The organism is Brachybacterium huguangmaarense (assembly GCF_025725725.1).
Classification (GTDB): domain Bacteria; phylum Actinomycetota; class Actinomycetes; order Actinomycetales; family Dermabacteraceae; genus Brachybacterium; species Brachybacterium huguangmaarense.
The window spans coordinates 63,517-87,171 of sequence record NZ_CP107020.1; the positions used below are offsets into that span (position 1 = coordinate 63,517).

A 23,655-nucleotide genomic window follows, 5' to 3' on the forward strand; every position below is an offset into this window, starting at 1 on the left:
GCACCACCCTGCCCCTGCGCGTCCGGCCGCCTTGCCCCCATCCGCCCGGCCGCCCGCCGCGAGCGACCTCGACTCCCCCAGGAGACCCGCATGACCGACATCGACTACCGCATCGAGCACGACACCATGGGCGAGGTCCGCGTGCCCGCCTCGGCCCTCTACCGCGCCCAGACCCAGCGCGCCGTCGAGAACTTCCCCATCTCCGGCCAGGGTCTCGAGCCCGCGCACATCCACGCCCTCGCCCAGGTCAAGAAGGCCGCCGCCCGCGCCAACCTCGAGCTCGAGGTCCTGGACCAGGAGATCGCCGCCGCCATCGTCGCCGCCGCCGACTCCGTCATCGCGGGCGAGCACGACGACCAGTTCCCGGTCGACACCTACCAGACGGGCTCGGGCACGAGCTCGAACATGAACATGAACGAGGTGCTCGCGACCCTCGCCTCGACCGACACGCTGCAGGTCCACCCCAACGACCACGTGAATGCCTCGCAGTCCTCCAACGACGTGTTCCCGACCTCGGTGCACGTGGCCGTGACCTCGGCCGTCGTGAACCACCTGCTGCCCTCCCTCGACCACCTCGCCGCGTCGCTCGAGACCAAGGCCGAGGCCTGGAAGAACGTCGTGAAGTCCGGACGCACGCACCTCATGGACGCGACCCCCGTGACGCTCGGCCAGGAGTTCGGCGGGTACGCCGCCGCGATCCGCTACGGCATCGAGCGCGTCGAGGCGGCCCTGCCCCGCACCGCCGAGGTGCCCCTGGGCGGCACCGCCGTCGGCACCGGCATCAACACGCCCACCGGCTTCCCGCAGCGGGTGATCGAGCTGCTCGGCGAGCAGACCGAGCTCGAGCTCACCGAGGCGCGCAACCACTTCGAGGCGCAGGGCGCCCGCGACGGCCTCGTCGAGATGTCGGGGGCGCTGCGCACGATCGCCGTGTCCCTCACCAAGATCTGCAACGACCTGCGCTGGATGGGCTCGGGCCCCAACACCGGCCTCGGCGAGATCGCGATCCCGGACCTGCAGCCGGGCAGCTCGATCATGCCGGGCAAGGTCAACCCCGTGATCCCCGAGGCCGTCCTCATGGTCTGCGCGAAGGTCGTCGGCAACGACGCGACGGTCGCCTGGGGCGGCGCTCAGGGCTCGTTCGAGCTCAACGTGCAGATCCCGATCATGGGCACGAGCCTGCTGGAGTCCATCCGCCTGCTCGCCAACGCCGCGACCGCGCTCGCCGACAAGACGGTCGACGGTCTCGTGGCGAACGAGGAGAAGGCCCGCTTCTACGCCGAGGCCTCCCCGTCGATCGTCACCCCCCTCAACAAGCTGATCGGCTACGAGAACGCCGCCAAGATCGCCAAGCACGCCGTCGCCGAGGGCATCTCGGTGCGCGAGTCGACCCTCGACCTGGGCTTCGTCGAGCGCGGCGAGCTGACCGAGGAGCAGTTGGACGCCGCCCTCGACGTGCTGTCCATGACCTCCCCGAAGGCCTGATCCGCACCGCCGCATCCCGCCACCCGGCGCTGCGTCGGCGCCCCGTCCGTGTCACCGCTCGCGTGGTGGACCAGGCGGGGCGTCGTCGTGTCCGGGCCGGAGGCGACCGCCGGGTCACAGCTCGGTGAACTCTGGTCGGCCGCCGCGTCCTGGCCCGGATCGCACCGCGGGCGGGTCTAGTCTGCGAGACAGGCAGTGGACCAGACGGAGGAATCCATGGACGACACCGCAGCACCGACCCTGACCCTGGGATTCGACGGGACGGGGGTGACGGAGCAGCCCGGTGGCGTCGGGGCGGTCTCGACCGGATCGTCCTCCGCGAGCCTCTCCCCCGCCCCGCCCGTCGTGCCGTCGCTCGGCGCGAGCGCCGCCCAGGAGCAGATCGACGGGCTCGACGCCACGACCACCCTCACCTACGTGCTCGACACGTCCGTGCTGCTGGCCGACCCGCTCTCGCTGACCCGCTTCGCCGAGCACGACATCGTGCTGCCGATTGTCGTCATCACCGAGCTCGAGTCCAAGCGCCATCACCCCGAGCTCGGCTACTTCGCACGCCAGGCCCTGCGGATCCTCGACGACCTGCGGGACAAGCACGGCAACCTCTCGGTCCCCCTGCCCATCGGGGCCGACGGCGGTCACGTCCAGGTGGAGCTGAACCACCAGTCGGTCGCCGCCCTGCCGGACGGCTTCCGGCTCGGTGACAACGACACGCGCATCCTCGCGGTCGCCAAGAACCTGCAGCTCGAGGGCAAGCAGGTGGTCCTCGTGTCCAAGGACCTGCCGATGCGCATCAAGGCCTCGGCGTCCGGCATCCATGCGGAGGAGTACCGGGCCGAGCTCGCGCGCGACCGCGGCTACACCGGCATGGTCACGGCGAGCATCGATGAGGAGGCGATGAGCGCCCTCTACGACGGGCAGCCCATCACGGTCCCCGAGATCGCCCATCAGCCGGTGCACACCGGCGTCACCCTCACGAGCCCGCGCGGCTCCGCGCTCGGGCGGCTCACGCGCGGAGGCCAGGTGCGCCTCGTGCCGGGCGACCAGAGCGTGTTCGGGGTGACGGGTCGCAGCGCCGAGCAGCGCATCGCGATCGACCTGCTCCAGGACGACGCGATCGGCATCGTGAGCCTCGGCGGCCGCGCGGGCACCGGCAAGAGCGCCCTGGCGCTGTGCGCGGGGCTCGAGGCCGTGCTCGAGAGGCGCACGCAGCGCAAGATCATGGTGTTCCGGCCGCTGTACGCCGTGGGCGGGCAGGAGCTCGGCTACCTGCCCGGCGACCAGGGCGAGAAGATGGGCCCGTGGGGGCAGGCTGTGTTCGACACCCTCGGCTCGATGGTCTCGCAGAACGTCATCGACGAGGTGCTCTCCCGGGGCATGCTCGAGGTGCTTCCCCTGACCCACATCCGCGGGCGCTCCCTGCACGACGCCTTCGTGATCGTCGACGAGGCCCAGTCGCTCGAGCGCAACGTGCTGCTCACGATGCTCTCGCGGATCGGGCAGAACTCCCGCGTGGTCCTGACCCACGACATCGCCCAGCGCGACAACCTGCGGATCGGCCGCTACGACGGGATCGCGAGCGTGGTCGAGGCGCTCAAGGCCCACGAGCTGTTCGCCCACGTCACCCTCCAGCGCTCCGAGCGGTCCAAGGTCGCGGAGCTGGTCACGCACGTCCTCGACGAGCCGGTGCTGTGAGGTCTGGGCGGTGAGGTCTGCGCGGCGAGGTCTGTGCGGCGAGGTCTGTGCAGTAGGGCCTGGTGAAGGGCGAGTTCACGCCGGGTGAGGGCCGCATTCGCACCGCTCACGAGGATCCCCGGCCCGTGAGGAGACGTTCGCCGCGCGAGGGGTCGACGCTGAGGGGCACCGTACGGTCGGCAGTGCCTGACCGGGGGCGAGGGCTGATCAAGTTCCGCCCCGGCGACCGGGCGCGACGGCTGCTCGATTTCCGCCCCGCCCCCCACGAGAGCTGACCGCCGGGCGGTGTACTCGCCCCCGTGGTCGCGGGAGGGACGCTGGTGATGTGCACTGGCGATATAGCCAGTGCACATCACCAGCGTCCCATCCAGAACACAGGCGCCCGGTACATCGCCTGTCGCCAGCCCAGACCTCGCCGCCCCACACCTCGCCGGCCCGGGCCTCGCCGGCGACCGGCGACCAGGGACCGCCACCAGCCGACCAGCGACACTCGAGCACCGACGACTGGACTGCGCTCTGGCCGGCGCACAGCGAGCGCCGCCACCCGCAGCTCCTCCCTCCCCACGCACGAGTTGTTCACCGCTGCGGCCTGGGGCGGTCGACGCAGAGCCGCATCTGGTCCGATCGTCGGATGGACGTCCCCGGCATCACCCACAAATCCGCCCTGCCCCGACGAGGCATCGAGCACCGACAGATCCGCACGTGGCTGCGCACGGGCGCGATCCGTGGCGTCGGGGCGTGGTACGTGACGCCCGACGCTCCAACTGATCTGGTCGCGCTCCTCTCGCACGGCGTGCGTCCCACGTGCTTGGACGCGGCCGCGCTGCACGGGCTCTGGACTCCCCTCCACCCCGGCGTGCATGCCTTCCGGCCTCGACGCGCACCGAGCACACGGCCGGATGACCCGTTCCTGCTGCCCTTGCGCCGGCGTCTGGATCCGGTAACCGGCCGGCTTCTGCCTCCTCCCGATGCCGAGACCGGCCGAACCCGACAGCCCCAACCGCTGGTCCTGCACAGTCCGGCGCCTCGGACATGGCCCGACGACGACCCCGTGCCGTCCCTCGCGGTGACGCTCGCACACGCCGCGCGCTGCCTGCCGGCCGTGAAGACGGCGATCCTCATCGAGTCGGCGCTGAACCAGGGTCAGCTCAGCGCCCTGGACCTCGCCGACCTCCTGGGCGCCCTCCCCCAGAGGCTCCGCGTCCCTCTGTCCCGCGTGCGCGTCGATGCGCAGTCCGGAACGGAGACCGCCGTGCGCTGGTGGCTGGAAGGGCTGCGGGTCGCCGTCCGCTCTCAGGTGCAGCTGCTGCCCGCGGCCAGGGTCGACCTGCTCGTCGGCACGAACTGGGTGATCGAGTGCGACAGCCGTCGCTTCCACGATGCGCCGGAGCAGTATCGCGAGGACCGCCGACGCGATCTGGCCCTGATCGCCCGCGGCTACACCGTCACCCGGCTGACCTGGGAGCAGGTCTTCCTCGAGTGGGAGCAGACCGAGCAGATGCTGCTCACGATCCTCCACCGACGCGATCATCGGCGAGCCCTGCCTGCCTGACGCCGCCGGACCCGAGGTGCGGAGGGTCGGAGTGCGTGCTCGCGGGGGTCGGAGTGCGTGCTCGCGGGGGCCGGAGTGCGTGCTTGCGGGGGCCGGAGTGCGTGCTCGCGGGGGCCGGCGTGCGTGCTCGCGGGGGGCCGGAGTGCGTGCTCGCGGGGGCCGTGGTCGCGGACGGGACCCTGGTGATGTGCACTGGCCATATCGCCAGTGCACATCACCAGCATCCCGCGCAGAACACCGCACCGGCACAGGTGCCCTGGCACCCCCACTCCCAGAGGTCCCGGCACCCCGGCTCACCAGCCGGCGCGGCCCGGCGCCCCGTTTCACCAGCCCCGCCCGGCAGCCCGGCCTACCAGCCAGCCGGCCCGGCACCCCTGCTCACAGGCCGGCGCCTCCGCTCACGTCCCGGCCCAGCAGCCCAGCTCACCAGCCCGCCAGGCCGGGCACCCCGGCTCACCAGCCAGCCCGACCCGGCACCCCGGCTCACCAGCCGGCCCGACCCGGCACCCCGTTTCACCAGCCGGCCCGACCCGGCACCCCGGCTCACCAGCCGGCCCGACCCGGCACCCCGTTTCACCAGCCTGGCCCGAGCCAGTACCCAGGCTCGCTCGCCCGGCCCAACCCGGAACCCCGGCTCACCGACCCGACCACGTCCCCGCTCAGATGCCGAAACGGCGCTCGCGGCGGCAGTAGTCGCGCAGGGCGCGCAGGAAGTCGACCCGGCGGAAGCCCGGCCAGTAGGTCTCGCAGAACCAGTATTCGGAGTGCACGGACTGCCAGAGCAGGAACCCGGACATGCGCTGCTCGCCCGAGGTGCGGATGATGAGATCGGGGTCCGGCTGTCCTCGCGTGTACAGGTGCTCGGAGATCGCGTCGATGCTGATCGACTGCGCGACCTCCTCGGGACTCCTCCCGGCGGCGGCGCCGTCGAGGATCAGCTCGCGCACCGCGTCGACGATCTCCTGGCGCCCGCCGTAGCCGATGGCGAGGTTCACGACCAGGGTGCGGGTCACCTCGGCGTCGTCCAGCACGGCCGCGATGCGCTCGTGCACGCGCGGCGGCAGCAGCTCCGGGCTCCCGGCGATGCGCACCGAGTAGCCCGCGGCGGAGTACTCCTCGACCGCCTCGGCGATGATCTCGTAGAGCGCCTCGAGCTCCTCGGGCGGCCGCGAGAAGTTGTCGGTCGACAGCATCCACACCGTCACCAGCGGGATCGACAGCTCCTCGCACCAGGTGAGGAACTCGGTGATCTTGGCGGCGCCCTGGCGGTGCCCCTCGGCGGTGGTCGCCCCGGAGGCCTTGGCCCAGCGACGGTTGCCGTCGACGATCACGCCGACGTGCCGCGGCAGCCGGTCGGACCCCAGCTCCTTGGCCAGGCGACGCTCGTAGACGCGATGCAGGATCCCGTCGGCGTCCATGGGCCCTCCTCGTCGTCACTGCACGCGGCCCGCGCACGAGCCCCGTTCGGGTCGCGGCATCGGAGCCGACCGCGCCATTATGTCGGACCTGGGAGGGAGCCGAGTGCCGCACCACGCAGGATGCGCGCAATCGTCACGGGATCTTCGCCGCCCGCCGAGGCCGCCCCGCCCCGGAGATCACCCGGACGCGGCTCGCACCCCTCGATGGTTACGGAACCGTAGGTTACGCTGACGCCATGACCGGATCCTCCACCTCCCGTCCGGGGGCGACCGCGACCACCGGCCGCGCTCCGCACGCCGAGACCGCGCCCGACGACACCCGCGGCGCGACCACGCCGAGCGCGCCCGACGGATCCCACGCGGCCCCCGACCCCGCCGAGCCCGAGGCCGTCTCCCCCGGCGCGCACCGCGCCGCCCTCCGCCGGGCCCGGGCGCTCGGCCAGCAGCTGCCCAAGCCCCGCCTGCGCGGCATGATCCACCTGGTCACCTTCCCCACGGCCATGATCGCGGGGCTCCTGCTCGTGGCCTTCGGCGACGACCTGCCCACGCGCATGGCGTGCGTCGTGTTCGTGGTGACGTCGGGGCTGCTGTTCGGGATCAGCGCGACCTACCACCGCGGGACCTGGCGGCCCGAGCACGCGCTCATGCTGCGGCGCTTCGACCACGCCAACATCTTCATGATCATCGCGGGCACCTACACCCCGCTCGCGGTCTCCCTGCTCGACCGGCACGACGCGACGATCCTGCTCACGATCTGCTGGGCCGGAGCCGCCGTCGGCGTCGCCTTCCGGCTGCTGTGGACGGGCGCGCCGCGCTGGCTGTACGTGCCGGCGTACGTCGCGCTCGGCTGGGTCGCGATCTTCTACATGCCCGCGTTCCTCGCGGGAGGCGGCTGGGGCGTCGTGTCGCTCATCGTGGCCGGCGGCATCTGCTACACGCTCGGCGCCGTCGTCTACGGCATCAAGCGGCCCAACCCGTCACCGCGCTGGTTCGGGTTCCACGAGATCTTCCACGCGTTCACGGTCGGCGGCTTCGCGTGCCACTTCGCGGCCGTCGCCCTCGCGATCGCCTGAGGTCGACCGCTCCCGGCGCCGCTCCCGGCGCCTCACGGCGCGAGGCCCCTCGGCCCGTCAGCGCCGGACGGGCGGCGGAGTCTCAGCGACGCAGGTCGTCGCCCGGGTCCGGCGTCCGATCGGGCCCGCCGTCGCCGTGAGCCCGACGGTCCTCGTCGTCGGCGGCCGGGTCCTCGCCCGCCTCGCGTGCCGCGTCCTCGTCGCGATGGCGCTCGGCCACCCGGGCCCGCGCCTGCACCCGTCGGATGCGGCGGGTCATGTCCAGGATCAGCAGGAGCGTCGCGAGGCCGATGAGGAACACGACGATGAACCCCGCGACGCCCGGCGTCACCGAGGTGGGGGTGAAGTCCCCGCCGTCGGAAGGGCCCTCCGCCAGCACGGTCAGGCCGGCCGTCAGCAGCGCGCCGCTCATCGCAGTCCCGCGAACACGTCGGTCTCGGGCAGCGTGACACCGATGCGGGAGGTCCGCAGCTCGTAGTCGTCCGTCGGCCACGCCTCGTGCAGCACGTCGTTGCCGACCGCGAAGAAGAAGCCCTCCGGATCGACCTGGGTCGCGTGGGCGCGCAGCGCGTCGTCCCGCAGGTCGAGGTAGTCGCTCACGTCGACGCGGGTGGTGATGAGCCGGTCGGACTCCTCGTCGAAGTGCATGAGCATCTGCTCGATGTCGTCCGAGGCGCGATGGTGGGCCCGCAGGTAGCGGGCGATCGCCGAGAAGCGCTGCCGGGAGAAGCCGTTGATGTAGTAGAGCTTCGTGACGCTCCACGGCTCGCCCAGCTCGGGGGCGAATGCGGGGTCGGCGGCCCATTCGAAGGCGGCGATGCTCACCCGGTGGGTCATGATGTGATCCGGGTGGGGGTAGCCGCCGTTCTCGTCGTACGTGGTCATCACGTGCGGGCGCAGGCGCCGCACGGCCTCGACGAGCGGGCGCGCCGCGGTCTCGAGGTCGAGCGTCGCGAAGCTGCCCTCGGGCAGGGCCGGGAGCGGGTCGCCCTCGGGCAGCCCGGAGTCCACGAAGCCGAGCCACTCGTGGTCGAAGCCGATCACCTGCTGGGCCGCCGCCATCTCGCGGCGCCGCACGGCGGGGAGATCGGCGAGCGCCTCGGTGTCCTCGCGCATCTTGGGGTTCAGGATGTCCCCGCGCTCGCCGCCCGTGCACGTGATCACGGTGACCTTCACGCCCTCGCGCACATAGCGGGCCAGGGAGGCGGCCCCCTTGCTCGACTCGTCGTCGGGGTGAGCGTGAACGGCCACCAGGCGCAGCTGGTCGGTCGGCTCGGTCGCGGTCTCGGTCACGTGGTCCTCGGTTCGGTCTGGGCGGGCGCCGGCGAGCGGCGTCCGACGATGCTCGGGCAACCCCACGAGGCTACGCCACGCGCGTCCGCGTGCGATGCGCGCGCGGGGCTTTCGGACGCGGGACACATCAGGGCCTGCTCGGCCCGGACGGGGCCCCGGCTGCGCTCGAGACGGCATGACCCGGACCGCCCGCCGCGCCTGCCGTCTCGACGGTCCGGCCGCACCCCCGCGTCCAGCTGACTCTGGGAGACTGGGGCCATGTCTGCCGCCCCCGACCGTCTGCGCGACCGCTACGGCCGCCCGACCTCCCGCCGCCGCCCCATCGCCCTGCTCGTGGTGGTCGGCATCGTCTTCCTCGCCGTCGTCGTGTTCGTCGGGATCCGGTTCGCCGATCAGCCGGTCCGGGCCAAGGCCGTCTCCTACGACCACCTGGGCGCGCAGCGCATCTCCCTCACCTTCGAGCTGACGGCGAGTCCCGACACGCCCGTGCACTGCACGGTGCAGGCGCTCGACAAGACCCGTGGCCAGGTGGGCTTCATGGCCGTGGACATCCCGCCCCACAGCGAGCGGCAGTCCCTCCAGACGGTCGAGATCGCGACCCAGGGCGAGGCCGTCTCGGCCGACGTGGTCGAGTGCGAGAAGGCCTGACGCGGCCCTCCCGCACCGGGGCGGACGCATCCATCGGTGCGCCCGCCGCGGCGCCGGCAGCCGTGTCGTGGCGCACACGGTGTAAACTGTCCGAATTCACGGTGACGTGACACGCGGGGCACGTGCGAACAGCACATGTGCCCCGCTTCTTCATCACGTGGGGCCGATCCGCTCCGCACGGTCCGTCACCGGTCGCATCGACCATCACCATCCACCACGAACGAGGAGTACCCGTGAGCACTCAGCCCGGCGCCGCCTGGCTCACCCAGGAGGCATACGACCGTCTGTCCAAGGAGCTCGAGAACCTCGAGGGCCCGGGCCGCACGGAGATCGCCGAGCGCATCGCCGCGGCTCGCGACGAGGGCGATCTGAAGGAGAACGGCGGCTACCATGCGGCACGCGAGGAGCAGGGCAAGATGGAGGCACGCATCGCCGAGCTCCAGCGCCTGCTCAAGAACGCCGTCGTGGGCGAGTCCCCCAAGGACGACGGCGTCGTCGAGCCCGGCATGGTCGTGACGATCGACCTCGCCGGCCGCGAGCGCACCTTCCTGCTCGGCAACCGTGAGATCGCCGACGGCGACGACCTCGAGGTCTATTCGACGGAGTCGCCCCTGGGCGCCGCCATCGAGGGCTCGAAGGTCGGCGAGACCGTCGACTACACGGCCCCCAACGGCAACAAGCTCAGCATCAAGATCCTGAACGCCAAGCCCTACAAGGCCTGACCGCACCCGGCCCAGCACGACGGCCCGGCGCCTCTCGGTGCCGGGCCGTCGTCATGCCGGTTTATCATCACGCCGGCCGGTTGCCATGCCATGCCCGTCGTCACGCCGGGCTGTCACCACGCCGTACCCGTCGCAGGTGCCCGTCGTCCCGGGCCCGCGCCCGTCGTGGCGGGCGACAAGACGCGCGACCGCCCCGCTGCGCCGTCGCGTGCCGTCCTGATGCCGCGTGGGCGCGCGACCCCGGCGCCCCGTCAGCGGCGGCGGACCGGGCTCAGCGTGCGCAGCCGCGCGGCCGCCATCTCGCGGGCGCGTGAGGCGAACAGGGCGGCGGTGCCGGTGTCCCGGCCGAGCTCGGGGGCTGGGTCGCGCCCGGCGAGCTGCTGCAGCGTGGCGTTGAGGAAGGCGGCGAGCGGGATCGCGAAGAGGGCGCCCGGGATGCCTGCCGTCTCGGCGCCGAGGGCGACCCCGAGGAACACCCCCAGGGGGTGCAGGCTGACCGCGCGGCCCATCATGAACGGGTGCAGGATGTCCGCCTCGATGAAGTGCACGGCGATCACGATCGCGACCATCACGAGCGCCATCACCCACGACTTGAGCACGAGCACGAGCAGCACCGCGATCGCACCGGAGACCACGGCGCCGATGAGCGGGATGAACGAGAACAGGAACACGATCAGGAACACGGGCATGGCGTAGGAGCCGAGCCCGAGGGCCGCGGTCCCGATCCCGATGCCGGTGCCGTTGATCGTCGCCACCAGGATCTGCGTGCGGCAGTAGGCCGAGAGCGCCTTCCACCCGCGCCGGAACGCCTCGTGCGTGGGCACGCGGGCGGCCGCCGGCATCAGCCCGAGCACCCAGCGCCAGATGCGCTCGCCGTCCTTGAGCAGGAAGAACAGCGTGAACAGGCAGATGAGGATGCCGGTGATGGTGCTGCCGACCGTCTCCACCCCGGACAGCGCGCCCTGGACGAGCGCCTCGGAGTTGGCCTGGAGGCGCCGCACGAGCTCCTCCTCGGCCTGGGTCAGCGTCGGCTGGTCCAGGCCCAAGGTGTCCCTCGCGAAGGTCGTGAGCTGCTCGAAGCCGTGGACCGCCTTGTCCTGGATGTCGGCGAACTGGGTGAGCAGCTGCTGGCCCGCGAGCGTGGTCATGCCGACCACCACGAGGATGAGACCCACGAGCGCGATGCCGCTCGCCGCGCCGCGGCCGAGGAAGGTGTGGCGCGCGAGCAGGTTCACCAAGGGTGTCAGCAGGGCCGCGAGCAGGATGGCCACGAGGAAGGGCACGACGAGCGGCATGACCTGCCGCATCCCCCACAGCACGACCGCCACGAGGGCGATGACGAGCAGCAGGCGCCACGACCAGGCGGCGGCGCGCCGCATGCCGATCGGGATCTCCTCGACCTCCGGCGGCTGGGACGGGGTGCGAAGGGGACGGCGAATGCGGGCCATGGCGGCTGCCTCCAGAGCGGATCGGAGCGCCGCGCAGGTCTCTCAGGCGCGGCGCAAGGGCTTCGGGCGGGAAGCGTACGCCTCGGCGGCCGCATAGTCGGTCCCCAGCTCGGGCGAGGGATCGTGCCCGGCCAGATACAGCACCGTGGCGTTGACGAAGGCGATGAGCGGGATCGCGAACAGGGCGCCCGCGATGCCCGCGAGCATCGACCCCACCATGACGCCGAGGAACACGGCGAGCGGGTGCAGCTCGACGGCCTTGCCCATGAGGAAGGGCTGCAGCACGTTGCCTTCGATCTGCTGGACGGCGATCACGACGCCGACCATGACGATCGCGAGCACCCACGACTTGAGCACGAGCACGAGCAGGGCGGCGATCGCGCCCGAGACGATCGCGCCGACGAGCGGCACGAAGGAGAACAGGAAGACGATCAGCCACACCGGGACGGCGTAGCCCGCGAGCCCCATGGCGAGCATGCCGATGGAGATGCCGGTCGCGTCGACGGCGGCCACCAGGATCTGGGTGCGCATGTACGCCGAGAGGGCCTTCCAGCCGCGCCGCACGGCCTCGTGCGTGGGCACGCGCGCGGGCGCGGGGAGCAGACGGACCACCCAGCGCCAGATCCCGCTGCCGCCCGAGAGCAGGAAGAAGAGCGTGAACAGGGCGATCACGATGCCGGTGACGACGTTGCCCACCGTGGTCACGCCCGTCATCGCGCCCGAGGCGATCGTGCCGGCGTTCTCCTGGAGCTTCGTGACCAGCTCGGTGATCGCGTCGCTGATCGTCGAGTCGTCGATCTGGAGGGTCCCCGTGACCCAGTCCGCGAGCTGGTTGAAGCCCGTCACGGCCTTGTCCTGGATGTCGCTCCACTGCGAGAAGAGCTGTCGGCCGGCAAGCGTGAACATGCCGATCACGAGCAGGATCAGCCCCACCAGGGCGATGCCGCTCGCGGCCGCGCGGCCCAGGAAGGTGTGGTCGGTCAGCAGGCGCACGACCGGGGTCAGGATCGTCGCCAGCAGGATCGCGACGAGCAGCGGGATCACGATCGTCGCGACCTTGGTCAGCGCCCAGATCACGACCACGCCGAGGGCGAGGACGAGCAGGATCCGCCACGACCACGCGGCCGCTCGGCGCATCCCGATGGGGATCTCGCGCACCTCCTGCGGCTGTGCCGGGGCGTCCTCGCGATCGGAACGGAGCCGGGAGAGGGATCGGACGGACATCGGTGCTCCTTCGAGCGGGTGCGGGGCCAGGAGCACGGCCGGGCCGGGTCAGGGGAACTCTATCGAACGGCTCGCGCCGCGCCCGGGTCGCCCGACCGGATGATCGGTCGTCGGGCCCGTGCGCCCGGACGACGGGCCCGGCTCCACGGAGGTGCCTGCGACAATGGCGCGCATGGCCACCCCGGCACCCATCCCCGTCGCCCCCTCCCGCCGTTCGACGCTCGGCGTCGAGTGGGAGCTGCTGCTCGTCGACCGCGACTCCGGCCACGCCCGCCAGTGCGCGGCCGCCGTGCTCGAGGCCGTGCACGACGCGCACGCCGGTCACTCCGGCATCGTGGGCGAGCTGCTGCAGAACACCGTGGAGCTCGTAACGGGCGTGTGCACGACCGTGGGCGAGGCGGGCGAGGACCTTCAGCGCTCGCTCGACCGGGTGCGCCGGGCGGCCGGCCCGATGCGGGTCGACGTCACGGGCGCCGGCGCCCATCCCTTCTCCCGCTGGGAGGAGCAGCAGGTCACCGACGCCGACCGCTACTCGACGCTGATCGACCGCACCCAGTGGTGGGGGCGCCAGATGACGATCTACGGGGTCCACGTGCACGTCGGGATCGAGGATCCGTCGACGATGCTGCCGATCATGAACGCGCTCCTGACGGAGGCGGCGTCGCTCCTGTCGCTCTCGGCCTCGAGCCCCTACTGGCAGGGCGAGGCGACCCGCTACGCCTCCAACCGCTCCCTGCTGTTCCAGCAGCTGCCCACGGCGGGCCTCCCCTACCAGTTCGACACGTGGGCGGACTACGAGTCCTACGTGACCGACATGCTCACCATGGGCGTGATCGACCAGCTCAACGAGATCCGCTGGGACATCCGCCCGGTGCCCGCCTTCGGCACGATCGAGATGCGCGTCGCCGACTCCATGTCGACGCTGCGGGAGGTGCTCGCCGTGGCCGCTCTCGTGCAGTGCCTCGTCGAGGACTTCGCCACCCGGCTCGAGGCGGGCGAGGTGCTGCCGCGTCTGACGCCGTGGCAGGTGGCCGAGAACAAGTGGCGCGCCGCCCGCTACGGGATGGAGGCGATCCTCGTCGTGGGCGAGGACAACGCCGAGGAGCTCGTGACCGACCATGTGCGCGGCCTCCTGGACCGTCTCGCGCCCGTCGCGGAGCGTCTGGGATGCGATCGGGAGCTCGCGGGCGTCGAGGACATCCTGAGGCGCGGCGCCTCGTACCAGCGTCAGCTCGCGGTGGCCGCGCGCGAGGGCGCCACCGGGCGCGACATCGTGCGCCATCTCGTCGCCGAGACCGAGGGCGACGTCCTGCTCGGGCCCGACGGGCGCGCCGGCCGCTGAGCCCCGCACGACCTCGCCGCGAGGCCCGGGCCAGTCCCGACGAAAGTCGGGGTCGCCCTGGCCGCAGGAGGCGTCGCGATCCGTGTCACACGGACCGTAGCCTGAGCGCATGAGCAGCCAGACACTCCCCGCCCCCGAGCCCGCCGCACCTGCTGCGGGCGACATCGCCCTGGCGCTGCGGGGCCTCACGAAGTCCTTCGATCGCACCGAGGTGGTCCACCAGATCGGGCTCGACGTGCCCGCGGGATCGTTCTACGGGCTGGTCGGTCCCAACGGCGCCGGCAAGACCACGACCCTGTCGATGGCGACCGGCCTGCTGCGGCCCGACGCGGGCGAGGCGCACGTGCTCGGCGTCGACATGTGGCGCGAGCCGGAGCGCGCGAAAGCCCACCTGGGCGTGCTCGCCGACGGACTGCGGACCTTCGACCGCCTCACGGGGCGCGAGCTGCTGACCTACTGCGGGCTCATCCGCGGGATGGAGGCCTCCGTGGTCGAGGAGCGCACCGACTCCCTGCTGCAGGCGCTCGGCCTGGCCGACCAGGAGGGCAAGCTCGTGGTCGACTACTCGGCCGGCATGACCAAGAAGATCCTGCTCGCGTGCGCGCTCATCCATGCGCCGCGGCTGCTCGTCCTCGACGAGCCGCTCGAGGCCGTCGACCCGGTCTCGGGCGAGGTGATCCGCACGATCCTGCGCCGCTTCGTGGCGGGCGGCGGCACCGTGATCCTCTCGAGCCACGTCATGCAGCTCGTCGAGGAGCTGTGCAGCCACGTCGCGATCATCGCCGAGGGGCGCGTGCTCACCGCCGGCACGCTCGACGAGGTCCGAGCGGGCGGCTCCCTCGTCCAGCGCTTCGTGGACATGGTCGGCGGGGCCGACGTGTCCGAGGGCAGCCTGTCCTGGCTCGAGGAGGACGCGCGATGAGCGGCACCGCGACCTCGACCCCTGCGCTGCACGCGGTCGGCGGCGTCGGCTACGGCACCGTGCCGCCCGGCACGCTGGTGCGCCTGCTGGTCCGGCTCAAGTGGACGCTGTGGAAGCGCTCCTTCCGCAAGAACATCGGCAAGATCATCGGCACCGCGTTCGGCGCCCTCTACGGCCTCGGCGGTCTCGCCGGGCTGACGGCGGCGCTGCTGGCCACGGCGCTTCTGGTCGACGGGGCCGGGCCCGACGCGTTCGGGCTCGTGGTCCGCGGGCTCGGGGTGGCCGCGGTGCTGCTGTGGGTGCTCGTCCCCCTGTTCGCGTTCGGCCTCGACGACACCCTCGACCCGCGGCGCTTCGCGACCCTGCCGCGCAGCGCTCGCGAGCTGCAGGTGGGCCTGTTCGCCGCCGCCGCGCTGTCCCTGCCGTCGCTGTTCACCCTGGTCGGCGTGCTCATCGCCTCGGTGTGCGAGGCGATCTGGCTGCTCGTCTCGGCGGTCCCGGGCACGGGCGGCACGATCGGCGGCCTGATCGTGCTGCTGCCCGCGAACCTGCTCGGCCTCGCGCTGTGCCTGCTCCTGCCCCGTGCCGTGCTCGCGCAGTCCGCGACCCGGCAGTCCTCGCGGCGCGGCCGGGAGCTCGGCGGCATCATCGCGATGATCGTGATGATCGCGGCCATCTACGGGGCGTCGCTGCTGGGGCAGAGCCTCGGCGAGGGCGGCGTGGGCTTCTCGCTCTGGCTGCCGGTCGAGGCGATCGGGTGGCTCGCCTGGACGCCGTTCGGCGCGGCCTTCGCGGTCCCCGTCGACATCGCCGAGGGCCATGTCCTCACGGGCCTCGTGCGGCTCGTGATCGCCGCGGCGGCGGTCGTGCTCGTGTGGCTGTGGTGGCGGCGCTCGATCGCCCTCGCGCTGCGCTCGGCCCTGCTGGGCGAGGCGTCCTCGGGCAGCGCGAAGGTCACCGCCCTCGTGCCCCGTGGCCTGCCCTCGAACGCGCTGGGCGCCTCGACAGGCCGGTCCCTGCGGTACTGGCGACGCGACGCCCGCTACATCGCGGCGGTCGCGATCCTGCCGGTCCTCGTCGTGTTCTTCACGCTCATGGGGCTCATCACCGAGCCGCAGCAGTACGTCGCGATCGGCGCCGTGGTGTTCGTGTGCGGCATGTCGTCGATCTCGATCACCAACGAGCTGGGCTTCGACGGGCCGGCCGGCTGGGTCAACATCACGGCGGGCATGCCGACGCGTGCGAACCTGGCCGGTCGCATCCTCGCGATGGCCACGTTCGCGGTGCCCTTCGCCGTGATCGCCTCCGTGGTGGTGCCGCTCGTCTTCGGCCGCGCCCCGCTGATCCTGCCCGTCCTGCTCGGCAGCATCGGCGTGATGATGTCGGCGTGGGGCACGTCGTGCCTGGGCTCGGTGCTCCTGCCGTATCCCACGGCGGCGCCCGGCACCAACCCGCTGCGGGACCGGTCCTCGAGCTCGGCCGCCGCCATGCTCGGCACCTTCGCGGCGATGATCGGCATGTGGGTGCCCCAGCTCCCCTCGATCGCGCTCGCGATCGTGGCGATCGTCCTGGGCTCCACGGCGATGCTCGTGGGCGCCGGGGCCCTCGCGGTGGTCCTCGGGGCGCTCACCCTGTGGCTGTGCCTGCGGGGCGCGTCCTCGATCCTGTCGCGTCGCTACGTGGACGTGTTCCAGAAGGTGCGGGCCTTCGTCTGACCGCCCTCGCGGCGCCGGCTCCGGCAGGGCCCGCTCCCCGAGGCCCTGTCAGAGCTCGCGACGCATGACGAGGGCGTCGATGCGGCGGCCTCGGATCCGGTAGTAGCCGCGGCGCCGGCCGATCTCGGCGTAGCCGGCGCGCGTGTAGACGGCCCGGGCCCGGTCGTTGTCCTCGCGGACCTCGAGCAGGAGCGCCCCGGCCCCGCCCTCGCGGGCCCGTTCCTCGCACCAGCCCAGCAGGGCGCGTCCGATGCCCTCGCCGGGGCGGGCGGTGCCGATCGTGTGCAGGTCGGCGGTGTCGCCGGCGATCATGATGCCGGCGTAGCCGAGGATCTCGCCGGTCCCGCTCTCCTCGGCGATCACGTACCGCCGGTCGGGGTGCTCGATCTCCTCGGCGAGCTGGAACACGGTCCAGGCCTCGTCGGGGAACAGCTCGAGCTCGAGGAACGCGAGGGCCATGGCGTCGTCCACGATGGCCGGTCGCAGCGACCAGCCCGTCGGCCCCACGGCCTCGACGGCGCCGTCGAGGGGCGACGTCACGTGCTCAGCGCCCCAGGGCGCTCTTGCGCGCGGTCGGCTTGGCGGCGTCGGGCTCGCGCAGGTACAGCGGCGCGGTCGAGGAGAGGTCCTCCCCCGCGGCGCGCTCGAGCGCGGCGGCCCGCAGCAGATGACCGGCGTCGACGTGGCGCAGGTCCGCGGTGGCGGGCAGCAGCTCCGGGTACAGGTGGGCGCCGGAGCCGACGAGCACGTCGCACGCGCGCAGCGAGTCGGCGATGTCGGCGGGGGCGTGCACCGCGGGGCCGTCGGTGCGGCGCAGCGAGCCGGCCGACGCGACGTAGCGCGCGTGGTAGACCTCGCGGCGGCGCGCGTCGAGGGCGACGGCCACGGTGAGCTCCTCGGGTTCCTCGGCGGTCGCGACGGGCCCCGGCACGATGGCGCCGATCGCGGCCTGGTGGGCGAGGGCGTCGAGCGAGCACAGGCCCAGGAGCGGCACGTCGAGCACGGCCGACAGCGTGCGCGCGACGACCAGGCCCACCCGCAGCCCCGTGAAGGGCCCCGGTCCGCGGCCGGCGACGATGCCGGTGAGGTCGCCGCGTCCGATGCCGGCCCGTTCCAGGGCCTCGTCGACGAGGCCGAGGAGGACCTCGTCGTGGTGCCGGGCGCGGTCGTCTCCGACGACCGCGCGCACCGTGCAGTCGGCGGCGTCGCGCGGGTCGTCGGCGACGGCGACGCTCACGGCGCCGGAGGTGTCGATGCCGAGCCACATGTCAGTTCTCTCCTGGGATCGCGGTGAGGTCGGCGCGCAGCGCCGCGACGGCGTCCGCGTCCCAGCGGGGGCCGATCGGGGTGAGGCGGAGGGTGCGCGGCTCGTCGAGCGCGTCCCCGTCGCCGTCGGCCGGGGCGTCCACGACGTCGGGGCGCTCGAGCTCGAGCAGCAGGTGGGAGTCGGCGAGCTGCTCGACGCGGTCGCGGCCCCACTCGATCACGGTCACGGCGTCGTCGACGTCCGCGTCGAGGTCGAGGTCGTCGATGTCGACGCCGCCGCCCAGGCGGTAGGCGTCGACGTGCACGAGGGCGGGGCCGCCCGTGAGCGACGGGTGCACGCGCGAGATGACGAAGGTGGGCGAGGCCACGGCGCCGCGCACGCCGAGCGCCTGCCCGAGGCCCTGGGTGAAGGTGGTCTTGCCGGCGCCGAGCGGACCGTCGAGCACGAGCAGGTCTCCGGCGCGCAGGTGCCGGGCGAGCACCCGGGCCACCTCGCGGGAGCCCTCGGCGTTCGCCGTGCGCACCGTGAGGACGCCCGGTGCCGGCGTGCCGAGCCCGGTGCCGCCGGTCGCCTCCGTCACGACTGGACCTCCCGCGTCACCCGGCTGCTCACCGACGTGAGCATCTCGTAGGGGATGGTGCCGGCCGCGCGCGCCCAGTCCTCGGCGGTCGGCACGGTGCCGTCGTCCAGGACGGCCTGGGCGCGCTCGCCGAACAGGATCACCTGGTCGCCGGACTGCGCCTTGGAGTCGGGGCCGAGGTCTATCACGATCTGGTCCATCGAGATGCGGCCCACCTGGCGGGCGGTCTGGTCGCCGATGCGGGTGCGCACCATGACGTCGACCTGGCCGGAGGCCGCGCGGTGCAGCCCGTCGGCGTAGCCGATGGGCACGAGGCCGAGCCGGGTGGGGGCGGGCGTGGTGTAGGTGTGCCCGTAGCCGACGTGCTGACCGGCCTCGACGTCCTTGACGAGGGCGAGCCGGCTCGTGAGGGACATGGCCGGGCGCAGGCGCTTGCCGTCGGGCAGGGGCAGCGGCGGGTAGCCGTACAGGGCGATGCCGGGGCGCACGATATCGCGGTGGAGGTCGGGCCGCGAGATGGTGGCCGCGGAGTTGGCGACGTGCTGGAGCGGCACGGGGCCGGTCTCCTGGCCGAGGATCTCGCACGCGGCGTCGAACTCGTCGATCTGCCGGTCGGTCTCGGGGTCGGCGGGGTCGTCGGCGACCGACAGATGGGTCCAGGCCGCGACCAGCTGGACGTGGTCGTCCTCGCCGATCTCCCCTCCCAGGCCCGCGACCTGGGAGGTGAGCACGCCGTTGCGCCCCATGCCCGAGTCGATCTTGACGTGCACGCGCGCGCGCCGATCGACGGAGCGGGCGGCCTCGGAGACCAGGCGCAGCATCTTGAGGGAGCCGACGGACACGTCGATGCCCGCGTCGATCACCTCGGGCAGCACCTCGGCGGCCGTGACCGGCTCGTACAGCCACGTGAAGATGGGGACGTCGAGGCCCGCCCGCGCGAGCGCGAGCGCGGAGGCGGGATGGGCGACGCCGAGCCACGTGGCGCCGCCCTCGAGGGCGGCGCGGGCGGCGGTCAGCATGCCGTGCCCGTAGCCGTCGGCCTTGACGATCGCCATGAGCGCCGTCTGCTCCTCGAGCAGGGAGGCCATCGCCCGCGTGTTGTGCGTGATCGCGCCGGGATCGATCACCGCACGGTTGGGGATGTGCCGCGGGTCCTCCGCGGGTATGGCGACGCTCATGCTCCTCCTCGGGATGCGACCGTGGTGATCGCGCCGCCCAGGATAGCGGTGAGCACGGCGGGCACGTGCTCGGCCACGTCGAGGGCCACGAGCGGGGCGGTGCCGCCCCGGCTCGCCGCGACCCCGGCGCGGCCGTGCACGGAGGCGGCGAGCGCGGCGGCGAGGGGCCCTGGCAGGCCGGCGGCGAGCAGGGTGCCCAGGATGCCGCCGAGCACGTCGCCGGTGCCCGCGGTGCCGAGCCAGGGCGTGGCCTCGGCCTGGGAGTACAGGCGGTCGGGGGCGTCGCCGTCGGCCACGAGGGTGACCTCGCCCTTGAGCAGCACGGTCGCGCCCGTGGCCCGGGCGAGCTCGCCGGCCAGGCGCGCCGGCGGGAGCGACGAGGGCAGGTCGAGGGCCTCGGCGAGACGGGCCGCCTCGCCCGCGTGCGGGGTCAGGACCACGTGCGAGGGCAGGCGGTCGCCGGGGCGGATCGCGCTGAGCGCGCCGGCGTCGAGCACGCCGACCGCGTCCTCGGCGCACAGCTCCTCGACGCCCCGGCGGCAGCGGGGGTCCTCGGGGGACAGCCCGGAGCCGATCACGACGGCCTGGTGGCGGCCGTCGGCGCCGACCACCTCGGGGCGGCGCGCGAGGATCATGTCCCGCACGGCCGCGGGACCGCGGTAGCGGACCATGCCGGCGCCGGCCCGGGCGGCGCCGCTCGCCGAGAGGACCCCGGCGCCCGGGAAGTCGGCCGAGCCGGCGTCGATCGTCACGACCCCGCGCGAGTACTTCTGGTCGGCGGGACCGGGCACGGGCCACAGCTCGCGCACGTCCTCGGTCTCGAGGCGTCGCACGGCCGGCTCGGAGGGCAGGTGCGGGGCGAGCCCGAGGTCGACGAGGTCGACGCGTCCGACGTGCGCGGCCGCTCCGGGCAGGAGGAGGCCGGCCTTGACCGCCCCCATGGTGACGGTGAGCTCGGCGCGCACGGCGTCGTCGGCGGCCTCGCCCGTCGTGGCGTCCACGCCCGTGGGCACGTCGACCGCGACGACGGAGGCCGGGCTCGCGTTCGCGGCGGCGAGGATGGCCGCGAGCTCGTCGGACAGCTCGGGCCGGCCGCCGATGCCGAGCACGCCGTCCACGACGAGATCGGCGTCCCCGAGCAGGCGCGCGGTCTGCTCGTCGGCGCCGCGGGCTCGGTGGAGACAGCCCCCGGCACGGCTCAGGGCGGCGGCGCCGGCGTCGTGCAGGGCCGCCTCGGTCTGCACGGCGGTCACGGCCGCGCCGCGGCGGGCCAGGTGCGCGCCGGCGAAAAGGGCGTCGCCGCCGTTGGAGCCCGGGCCCACGAGCAGCACGACGCGCGAGCCGGGGACCGTCCCGGCGCGCTCGCGCAGGAGGGGCAGGCAGCGGGCGGCGAGCGCGGCCGCCGCCCGCTGCATGAGGGGCACGTCGGCGTCGAGCAGGGGGCGCTCCGCGCGCCGCACGTCCTCGGCCGTGTAGGCGGTGATCATCGGGGCTCCTTCGCGGTCGGGTCGTCGTCCGTGGCCGTGCGCACGGTCCGCTCGGCGACGACGATGGCGGTCGCGACCCCTCCGTCGTGCGACAGGGAGAGGTGCAGGTGGGTGACGCCGAGGGCGCGCGCACACCGCTCGGTCGCGCCGCGCAGCACGAGGTAGGGGCGCCCGTCCGCGGTGCGCTCGACCGTGACGTCCTGCCACGAGAAGTCCCCGGGATGGCCGAGCGCCTTGCCCACGGCCTCCTTGGCGGCGACGCGGCCGGCGCGCGAGGCGTCGGACAGGGACCGCTCGCTCGGGGTGAGCAGGCGGTCGACCAGCGCAGGCGTGCGGTGCAGGGAGTCGACGAGGCGCACGATGTCCACGACGTCGACGCCGACGCCCACCACCGTCCCGTCGAGGCGGGGGAGGTATCGGGCGCCGGCGTCGTCGTGCGGGTCGTCGGGGCTCGTCGAGCCCGTGGGCTCGGGGGTGTCGGAGGGCTCTGCCGCGGGTGTCAGCACACCGGCAGTATCACTCGACCGTGACCGACTTGGCGAGGTTGCGGGGCTGGTCGACGTCGAGGCCCTTGGCGGTTGCGAGCTCGCATGCGAAGATCTGCAGCGGGATGATCGTCAGCAGCGGCGCGAACAGGGCGCGGGTCGCGGGCACCCGGATCACGACGTCGGCGTACGGCTCGACGGCGGCGTCGCCCTCCTCGGCGATCACGAGGGTGCGGGCGCCGCGGGCGCGGATCTCCTGGATGTTGGAGACGACCTTGGAGTGCAGCGAGTCGCGGCCGCCCGGGGAGGGCACGATCACGAACACCGGCTGGCCCTCCTCGACCAGCGCGATCGGCCCGTGCTTGAGCTCGCCCGCGGCGAAACCCTCGGCGTGGATGTAGGCGATCTCCTTGAGCTTGAGGGCGCCCTCCATCGCGGTCGGGTACCCGACGTGGCGGCCGAGGAACAGCACCGAGGTGGCCTCGCGCATCTGGCGGGCGAGGTCCTCGACCTGGCCCGAGGCGTCGAGCACGTCCTGGACCTTCGCGGGGATCTCCTCGAGGTCGGCCATGATGGCGCCGATCTCGTCGGGGAACAGGTTGCCGCGCACCTGGGCGAGGTAGAGGCCCAGCAGGTAGCAGGCGGCGATCTGGCCGAGGTAGGCCTTGGTCGAGGCGACCGCGATCTCCGGGCCGACGTGCAGGTACAGGGCGGCGTCGGCCTCGCGCGGGATGGTCGAGCCGCGCGTGTTGCAGATCGCGACGACCTTGGCGCCCTGCTCCTGGGCGTGGCGCACGGCCATCAGGGTGTCCATGGTCTCGCCGGACTGGGAGATGGCCACGACGAGCGTCTTCTCGGTGACGACGGGGTCGCGGTAGCGGAACTCGTGGGCGAGCTCGACCTCGACCGGGATGCGGCACCAGTGCTCGATCGCGTACTTGACGACGGAGCCGGCGTTGGCGGCGGTGCCGCACGCGACCACGACGATCTTGTCGATGCTGCGCAGCACGGACTCGTCGATCTTCATCTCGTCGAGGTGGAGGCGCCCGTTCTCCATGCGGCCGCGCAGGGTGTCGGCGACGGCCGAGGCCTGCTCGTGGATCTCCTTGGCCATGAAGGACGGGTAGCCGCCCTTCTGGGCCGCGGTCGCGTCCCACTCGATCGTGTAGCGCTTGGCGTCGGTCACGGGGGCGCCGTCGAAGGTGATCACGGAGACGGCGTCGGCGGTGACGGTGACGATCTGGTCCTGACCGATCTCGAGCGCCTCCTTGGTGGCGTCGACGAAGGCGGCGACATCGGAGCCGAGGAAGTTCTCCCCCTCGCCGAGCCCGACCACGAGCGGGGAGTTGCGGCGGGCGGCGACCACCCGGTCCGGGGTGTCGATGTGCACGGCCAGCAGGGTGAAGGCGCCCTCGAGGTGCGCGACGACGCGGCGCATGGCCTCGGTCAGGTCGGTGTGGTCGGTGCCGGCCTCGTCCTCCATCCGCTCCATCTCGCGGGCGACGAGGTGCGCGGCGACCTCGGAGTCGGTCTCGGAGCGGAACTCGAAGCCCTCGGCCTCGAGCTCGGCCTTGAGCGGGGCGAAGTTCTCGATGATGCCGTTGTGCACGAGCGCGAGCTCGCCGTGGCGTCCGCCGCGGTGCGGGTGAGCGTTGCCGTCGGTGGGCGCGCCGTGGGTGGCCCAGCGGGTGTGGCCGATCGCGACCTGGCTGTCGGAGGCCTCGTGGCCCGCGACGGCCTCGCGGAGGTTGGCGATCTTGCCGGCGCGCTTGTCGATGCGCACCTGGTTCTCGTCGATCACGGCGACGCCCGCGGAGTCGTAGCCGCGGTACTCGAGGCGGGTCAGGCCCGCGAGCACGACCTCGACGGGGCGGGGGGAGGGGCTGGAGGGACGGGGCCCTGCGTATCCGACGATTCCACACATGGGCTCCACAGTAGTGAGGCGCATGCCCCTGGCCAGGGCGTTCGGCCGCTCCGAGCGAGGTGTCCGTCACGAACGCGCCGGTCGCTGCCCGGCCGTGCGCGAGCGTGCACGGGTCCCGTCACGATCGGGCACGCGTCCGGGAGCCCTCGGTCGTGGTGAATGCGCGCGAGGCGAGCGTGCGCCTGGAACAATGTCGCCCC

General features: G+C 73.1%; 21 protein-coding genes. 9 read left to right on the forward strand and 12 right to left on the reverse strand.

The features are described 5' to 3' along the window. Positions 1-90: 90 nt before the first annotated feature. From BRM3_RS00330 to BRM3_RS00340, 3 genes are all read left to right on the forward strand, one after another. Positions 91-1,485, forward strand: coding sequence for a class II fumarate hydratase (locus BRM3_RS00330; RefSeq protein WP_263594134.1), 1,395 nt, complete (start codon positions 91-93; stop codon positions 1,483-1,485). Between the two features lie 216 nt (positions 1,486-1,701). Beyond that, positions 1,702-3,177, forward strand: a complete 1,476-nt coding sequence (locus tag BRM3_RS00335) for a PhoH family protein (RefSeq protein WP_263594135.1) — start codon at positions 1,702-1,704, stop codon at positions 3,175-3,177. Positions 3,178-3,808: 631 nt separating this feature from the next. Beyond that, complete coding sequence (locus BRM3_RS00340; protein ID WP_263594136.1) at positions 3,809-4,729, forward strand: endonuclease domain-containing protein; 921 nt, start codon at positions 3,809-3,811, stop codon at positions 4,727-4,729. A gap of 659 nt (positions 4,730-5,388) precedes the next feature. Here the strand turns inward: BRM3_RS00340 and BRM3_RS00345 are convergent. Continuing rightward, positions 5,389-6,147: an isoprenyl transferase gene (locus tag BRM3_RS00345; RefSeq protein WP_263594137.1), complete on the reverse strand. Its 759-nt coding sequence runs from the start codon at positions 6,145-6,147 to the stop codon at positions 5,389-5,391. Positions 6,148-6,383: 236 nt separating this feature from the next. Here BRM3_RS00345 and trhA point away from each other — a divergent pair, with 236 nt between their 5' ends. After that, entirely contained in the window at positions 6,384-7,220 is an 837-nt protein-coding gene (trhA, locus tag BRM3_RS00350) for a PAQR family membrane homeostasis protein TrhA (RefSeq protein WP_263594138.1), read from the forward strand. Between the two features lie 82 nt (positions 7,221-7,302). On the opposite strand, the gene BRM3_RS00355 is transcribed toward trhA, so the two are convergent. Together BRM3_RS00355 and mca are read right to left on the reverse strand one after the other, a co-directional pair. Then, positions 7,303-7,632: a hypothetical protein gene (locus tag BRM3_RS00355; RefSeq protein ID WP_263594139.1), complete on the reverse strand. Its 330-nt coding sequence runs from the start codon at positions 7,630-7,632 to the stop codon at positions 7,303-7,305. Continuing rightward, positions 7,629-8,513, reverse strand: coding sequence for a mycothiol conjugate amidase Mca (gene mca, locus BRM3_RS00360; protein WP_263594140.1), 885 nt, complete (start codon positions 8,511-8,513; stop codon positions 7,629-7,631). Before mca ends, BRM3_RS00355 begins: the two co-directional genes overlap by 4 nt. Positions 8,514-8,771: 258 nt before the next feature. On the opposite strand from mca, the gene BRM3_RS00365 reads away from it, so the two are divergent. Together BRM3_RS00365 and greA are read left to right on the forward strand one after the other, a co-directional pair. After that, positions 8,772-9,161 (forward strand): DUF4307 domain-containing protein, encoded by a 390-nt coding sequence (locus BRM3_RS00365; protein ID WP_263594141.1) that lies wholly within the window; start codon positions 8,772-8,774, stop codon positions 9,159-9,161. A 233-nt stretch (positions 9,162-9,394) separates the two neighbouring features. After that, positions 9,395-9,883 (forward strand): transcription elongation factor GreA, encoded by a 489-nt coding sequence (gene greA, locus BRM3_RS00370; protein WP_263594142.1) that lies wholly within the window; start codon positions 9,395-9,397, stop codon positions 9,881-9,883. Between the two features lie 251 nt (positions 9,884-10,134). Here the strand turns inward: greA and BRM3_RS00375 are convergent, their stop codons facing one another. Next, entirely contained in the window at positions 10,135-11,331 is a 1,197-nt protein-coding gene (locus tag BRM3_RS00375) for an AI-2E family transporter (RefSeq protein WP_263594143.1), read from the reverse strand. Between the two features lie 42 nt (positions 11,332-11,373). Further along, on the reverse strand, positions 11,374-12,555 hold the full coding sequence (locus BRM3_RS00380; RefSeq protein WP_263594144.1) for an AI-2E family transporter: 1,182 nt from the start codon (positions 12,553-12,555) through the stop codon (positions 11,374-11,376). A 172-nt stretch (positions 12,556-12,727) separates the two neighbouring features. Here BRM3_RS00380 and BRM3_RS00385 point away from each other — a divergent pair, with 172 nt between their 5' ends. The 3 genes from BRM3_RS00385 (at position 12,728) to BRM3_RS00395 (ending at position 16,534) form a co-directional block, all read left to right on the forward strand. Next, complete coding sequence (locus tag BRM3_RS00385; RefSeq protein WP_263594145.1) at positions 12,728-13,897, forward strand: glutamate--cysteine ligase; 1,170 nt, start codon at positions 12,728-12,730, stop codon at positions 13,895-13,897. Positions 13,898-14,006: 109 nt separating this feature from the next. Continuing rightward, the gene (locus BRM3_RS00390) at positions 14,007-14,819 is read left to right on the forward strand and encodes an ABC transporter ATP-binding protein (protein WP_263594146.1); all 813 of its coding nucleotides are present in this window, start codon (positions 14,007-14,009) and stop codon (positions 14,817-14,819) included. Further along, positions 14,816-16,534 carry a hypothetical protein gene (locus tag BRM3_RS00395; protein WP_263594147.1) on the forward strand — a complete coding sequence of 573 codons (1,719 nt, stop codon included), beginning with the start codon at positions 14,816-14,818 and terminating at the stop codon, positions 16,532-16,534. The genes BRM3_RS00390 and BRM3_RS00395 overlap by 4 nt, the downstream gene beginning before the upstream one ends. Before the next feature lie 48 nt (positions 16,535-16,582). Here BRM3_RS00395 and BRM3_RS00400 read toward each other — a convergent pair whose 3' ends face one another. From BRM3_RS00400 to glmS, 7 genes are read right to left on the reverse strand one after another with little or no spacing between them, the layout of a single operon-like run. After that, positions 16,583-17,074, reverse strand: a complete 492-nt coding sequence (locus BRM3_RS00400; RefSeq protein ID WP_263594148.1) for a GNAT family N-acetyltransferase — start codon at positions 17,072-17,074, stop codon at positions 16,583-16,585. Positions 17,075-17,078: 4 nt separating this feature from the next. Next, complete coding sequence (tsaB, locus tag BRM3_RS00405; protein WP_263594149.1) at positions 17,079-17,801, reverse strand: tRNA (adenosine(37)-N6)-threonylcarbamoyltransferase complex dimerization subunit type 1 TsaB; 723 nt, start codon at positions 17,799-17,801, stop codon at positions 17,079-17,081. A gap of 1 nt (position 17,802) precedes the next feature. Continuing rightward, complete coding sequence (gene tsaE / locus BRM3_RS00410) at positions 17,803-18,381, reverse strand: tRNA (adenosine(37)-N6)-threonylcarbamoyltransferase complex ATPase subunit type 1 TsaE (protein WP_263594150.1); 579 nt, start codon at positions 18,379-18,381, stop codon at positions 17,803-17,805. Beyond that, positions 18,378-19,559, reverse strand: a complete 1,182-nt coding sequence (gene alr / locus BRM3_RS00415; protein ID WP_263594151.1) for an alanine racemase — start codon at positions 19,557-19,559, stop codon at positions 18,378-18,380. Before alr ends, tsaE begins: the two co-directional genes overlap by 4 nt. Further along, positions 19,556-21,046 carry an NAD(P)H-hydrate epimerase gene (locus tag BRM3_RS00420; RefSeq protein WP_263594152.1) on the reverse strand — a complete coding sequence of 497 codons (1,491 nt, stop codon included), beginning with the start codon at positions 21,044-21,046 and terminating at the stop codon, positions 19,556-19,558. The genes alr and BRM3_RS00420 overlap by 4 nt, the downstream gene beginning before the upstream one ends. Then, a complete protein-coding gene (locus BRM3_RS00425; protein WP_318152420.1) occupies positions 21,043-21,552 on the reverse strand; it encodes a holo-ACP synthase in 510 nt (169 codons plus the stop codon). Before BRM3_RS00425 ends, BRM3_RS00420 begins: the two co-directional genes overlap by 4 nt. Positions 21,553-21,562: 10 nt before the next feature. Next, positions 21,563-23,455, reverse strand: a complete 1,893-nt coding sequence (gene glmS / locus BRM3_RS00430; protein ID WP_263594153.1) for a glutamine--fructose-6-phosphate transaminase (isomerizing) — start codon at positions 23,453-23,455, stop codon at positions 21,563-21,565. Between the last annotated feature and the right edge of the window lie 200 nt (positions 23,456-23,655).

What these genes read in the sequence shown, in the direction of transcription:
- BRM3_RS00330 (WP_263594134.1), top strand. Translation starts at nt 91, where the DNA reads ATGACCGACATCGACTACCGCATCGAGCACGACACCATGGGCGAGGTC.
- BRM3_RS00335 (WP_263594135.1), top strand. Translation starts at nt 1,702, where the DNA reads ATGGACGACACCGCAGCACCGACCCTGACCCTGGGATTCGACGGGACG.
- BRM3_RS00340 (WP_263594136.1), top strand. Translation starts at nt 3,809, where the DNA reads ATGGACGTCCCCGGCATCACCCACAAATCCGCCCTGCCCCGACGAGGC.
- BRM3_RS00345 (WP_263594137.1), bottom strand. Translation starts at nt 6,147, where the DNA reads ATGGACGCCGACGGGATCCTGCATCGCGTCTACGAGCGTCGCCTGGCC.
- trhA (WP_263594138.1), top strand. Translation starts at nt 6,384, where the DNA reads ATGACCGGATCCTCCACCTCCCGTCCGGGGGCGACCGCGACCACCGGC.
- BRM3_RS00355 (WP_263594139.1), bottom strand. Translation starts at nt 7,632, where the DNA reads ATGAGCGGCGCGCTGCTGACGGCCGGCCTGACCGTGCTGGCGGAGGGC.
- BRM3_RS00365 (WP_263594141.1), top strand. Translation starts at nt 8,772, where the DNA reads ATGTCTGCCGCCCCCGACCGTCTGCGCGACCGCTACGGCCGCCCGACC.
- BRM3_RS00375 (WP_263594143.1), bottom strand. Translation starts at nt 11,331, where the DNA reads ATGGCCCGCATTCGCCGTCCCCTTCGCACCCCGTCCCAGCCGCCGGAG.
- BRM3_RS00380 (WP_263594144.1), bottom strand. Translation starts at nt 12,555, where the DNA reads ATGTCCGTCCGATCCCTCTCCCGGCTCCGTTCCGATCGCGAGGACGCC.
- BRM3_RS00385 (WP_263594145.1), top strand. Translation starts at nt 12,728, where the DNA reads ATGGCCACCCCGGCACCCATCCCCGTCGCCCCCTCCCGCCGTTCGACG.
- BRM3_RS00390 (WP_263594146.1), top strand. Translation starts at nt 14,007, where the DNA reads ATGAGCAGCCAGACACTCCCCGCCCCCGAGCCCGCCGCACCTGCTGCG.
- BRM3_RS00395 (WP_263594147.1), top strand. Translation starts at nt 14,816, where the DNA reads ATGAGCGGCACCGCGACCTCGACCCCTGCGCTGCACGCGGTCGGCGGC.
- tsaB (WP_263594149.1), bottom strand. Translation starts at nt 17,801, where the DNA reads ATGTGGCTCGGCATCGACACCTCCGGCGCCGTGAGCGTCGCCGTCGCC.
- alr (WP_263594151.1), bottom strand. Translation starts at nt 19,559, where the DNA reads ATGAGCGTCGCCATACCCGCGGAGGACCCGCGGCACATCCCCAACCGT.
- BRM3_RS00420 (WP_263594152.1), bottom strand. Translation starts at nt 21,046, where the DNA reads ATGATCACCGCCTACACGGCCGAGGACGTGCGGCGCGCGGAGCGCCCC.
- glmS (WP_263594153.1), bottom strand. Translation starts at nt 23,455, where the DNA reads ATGTGTGGAATCGTCGGATACGCAGGGCCCCGTCCCTCCAGCCCCTCC.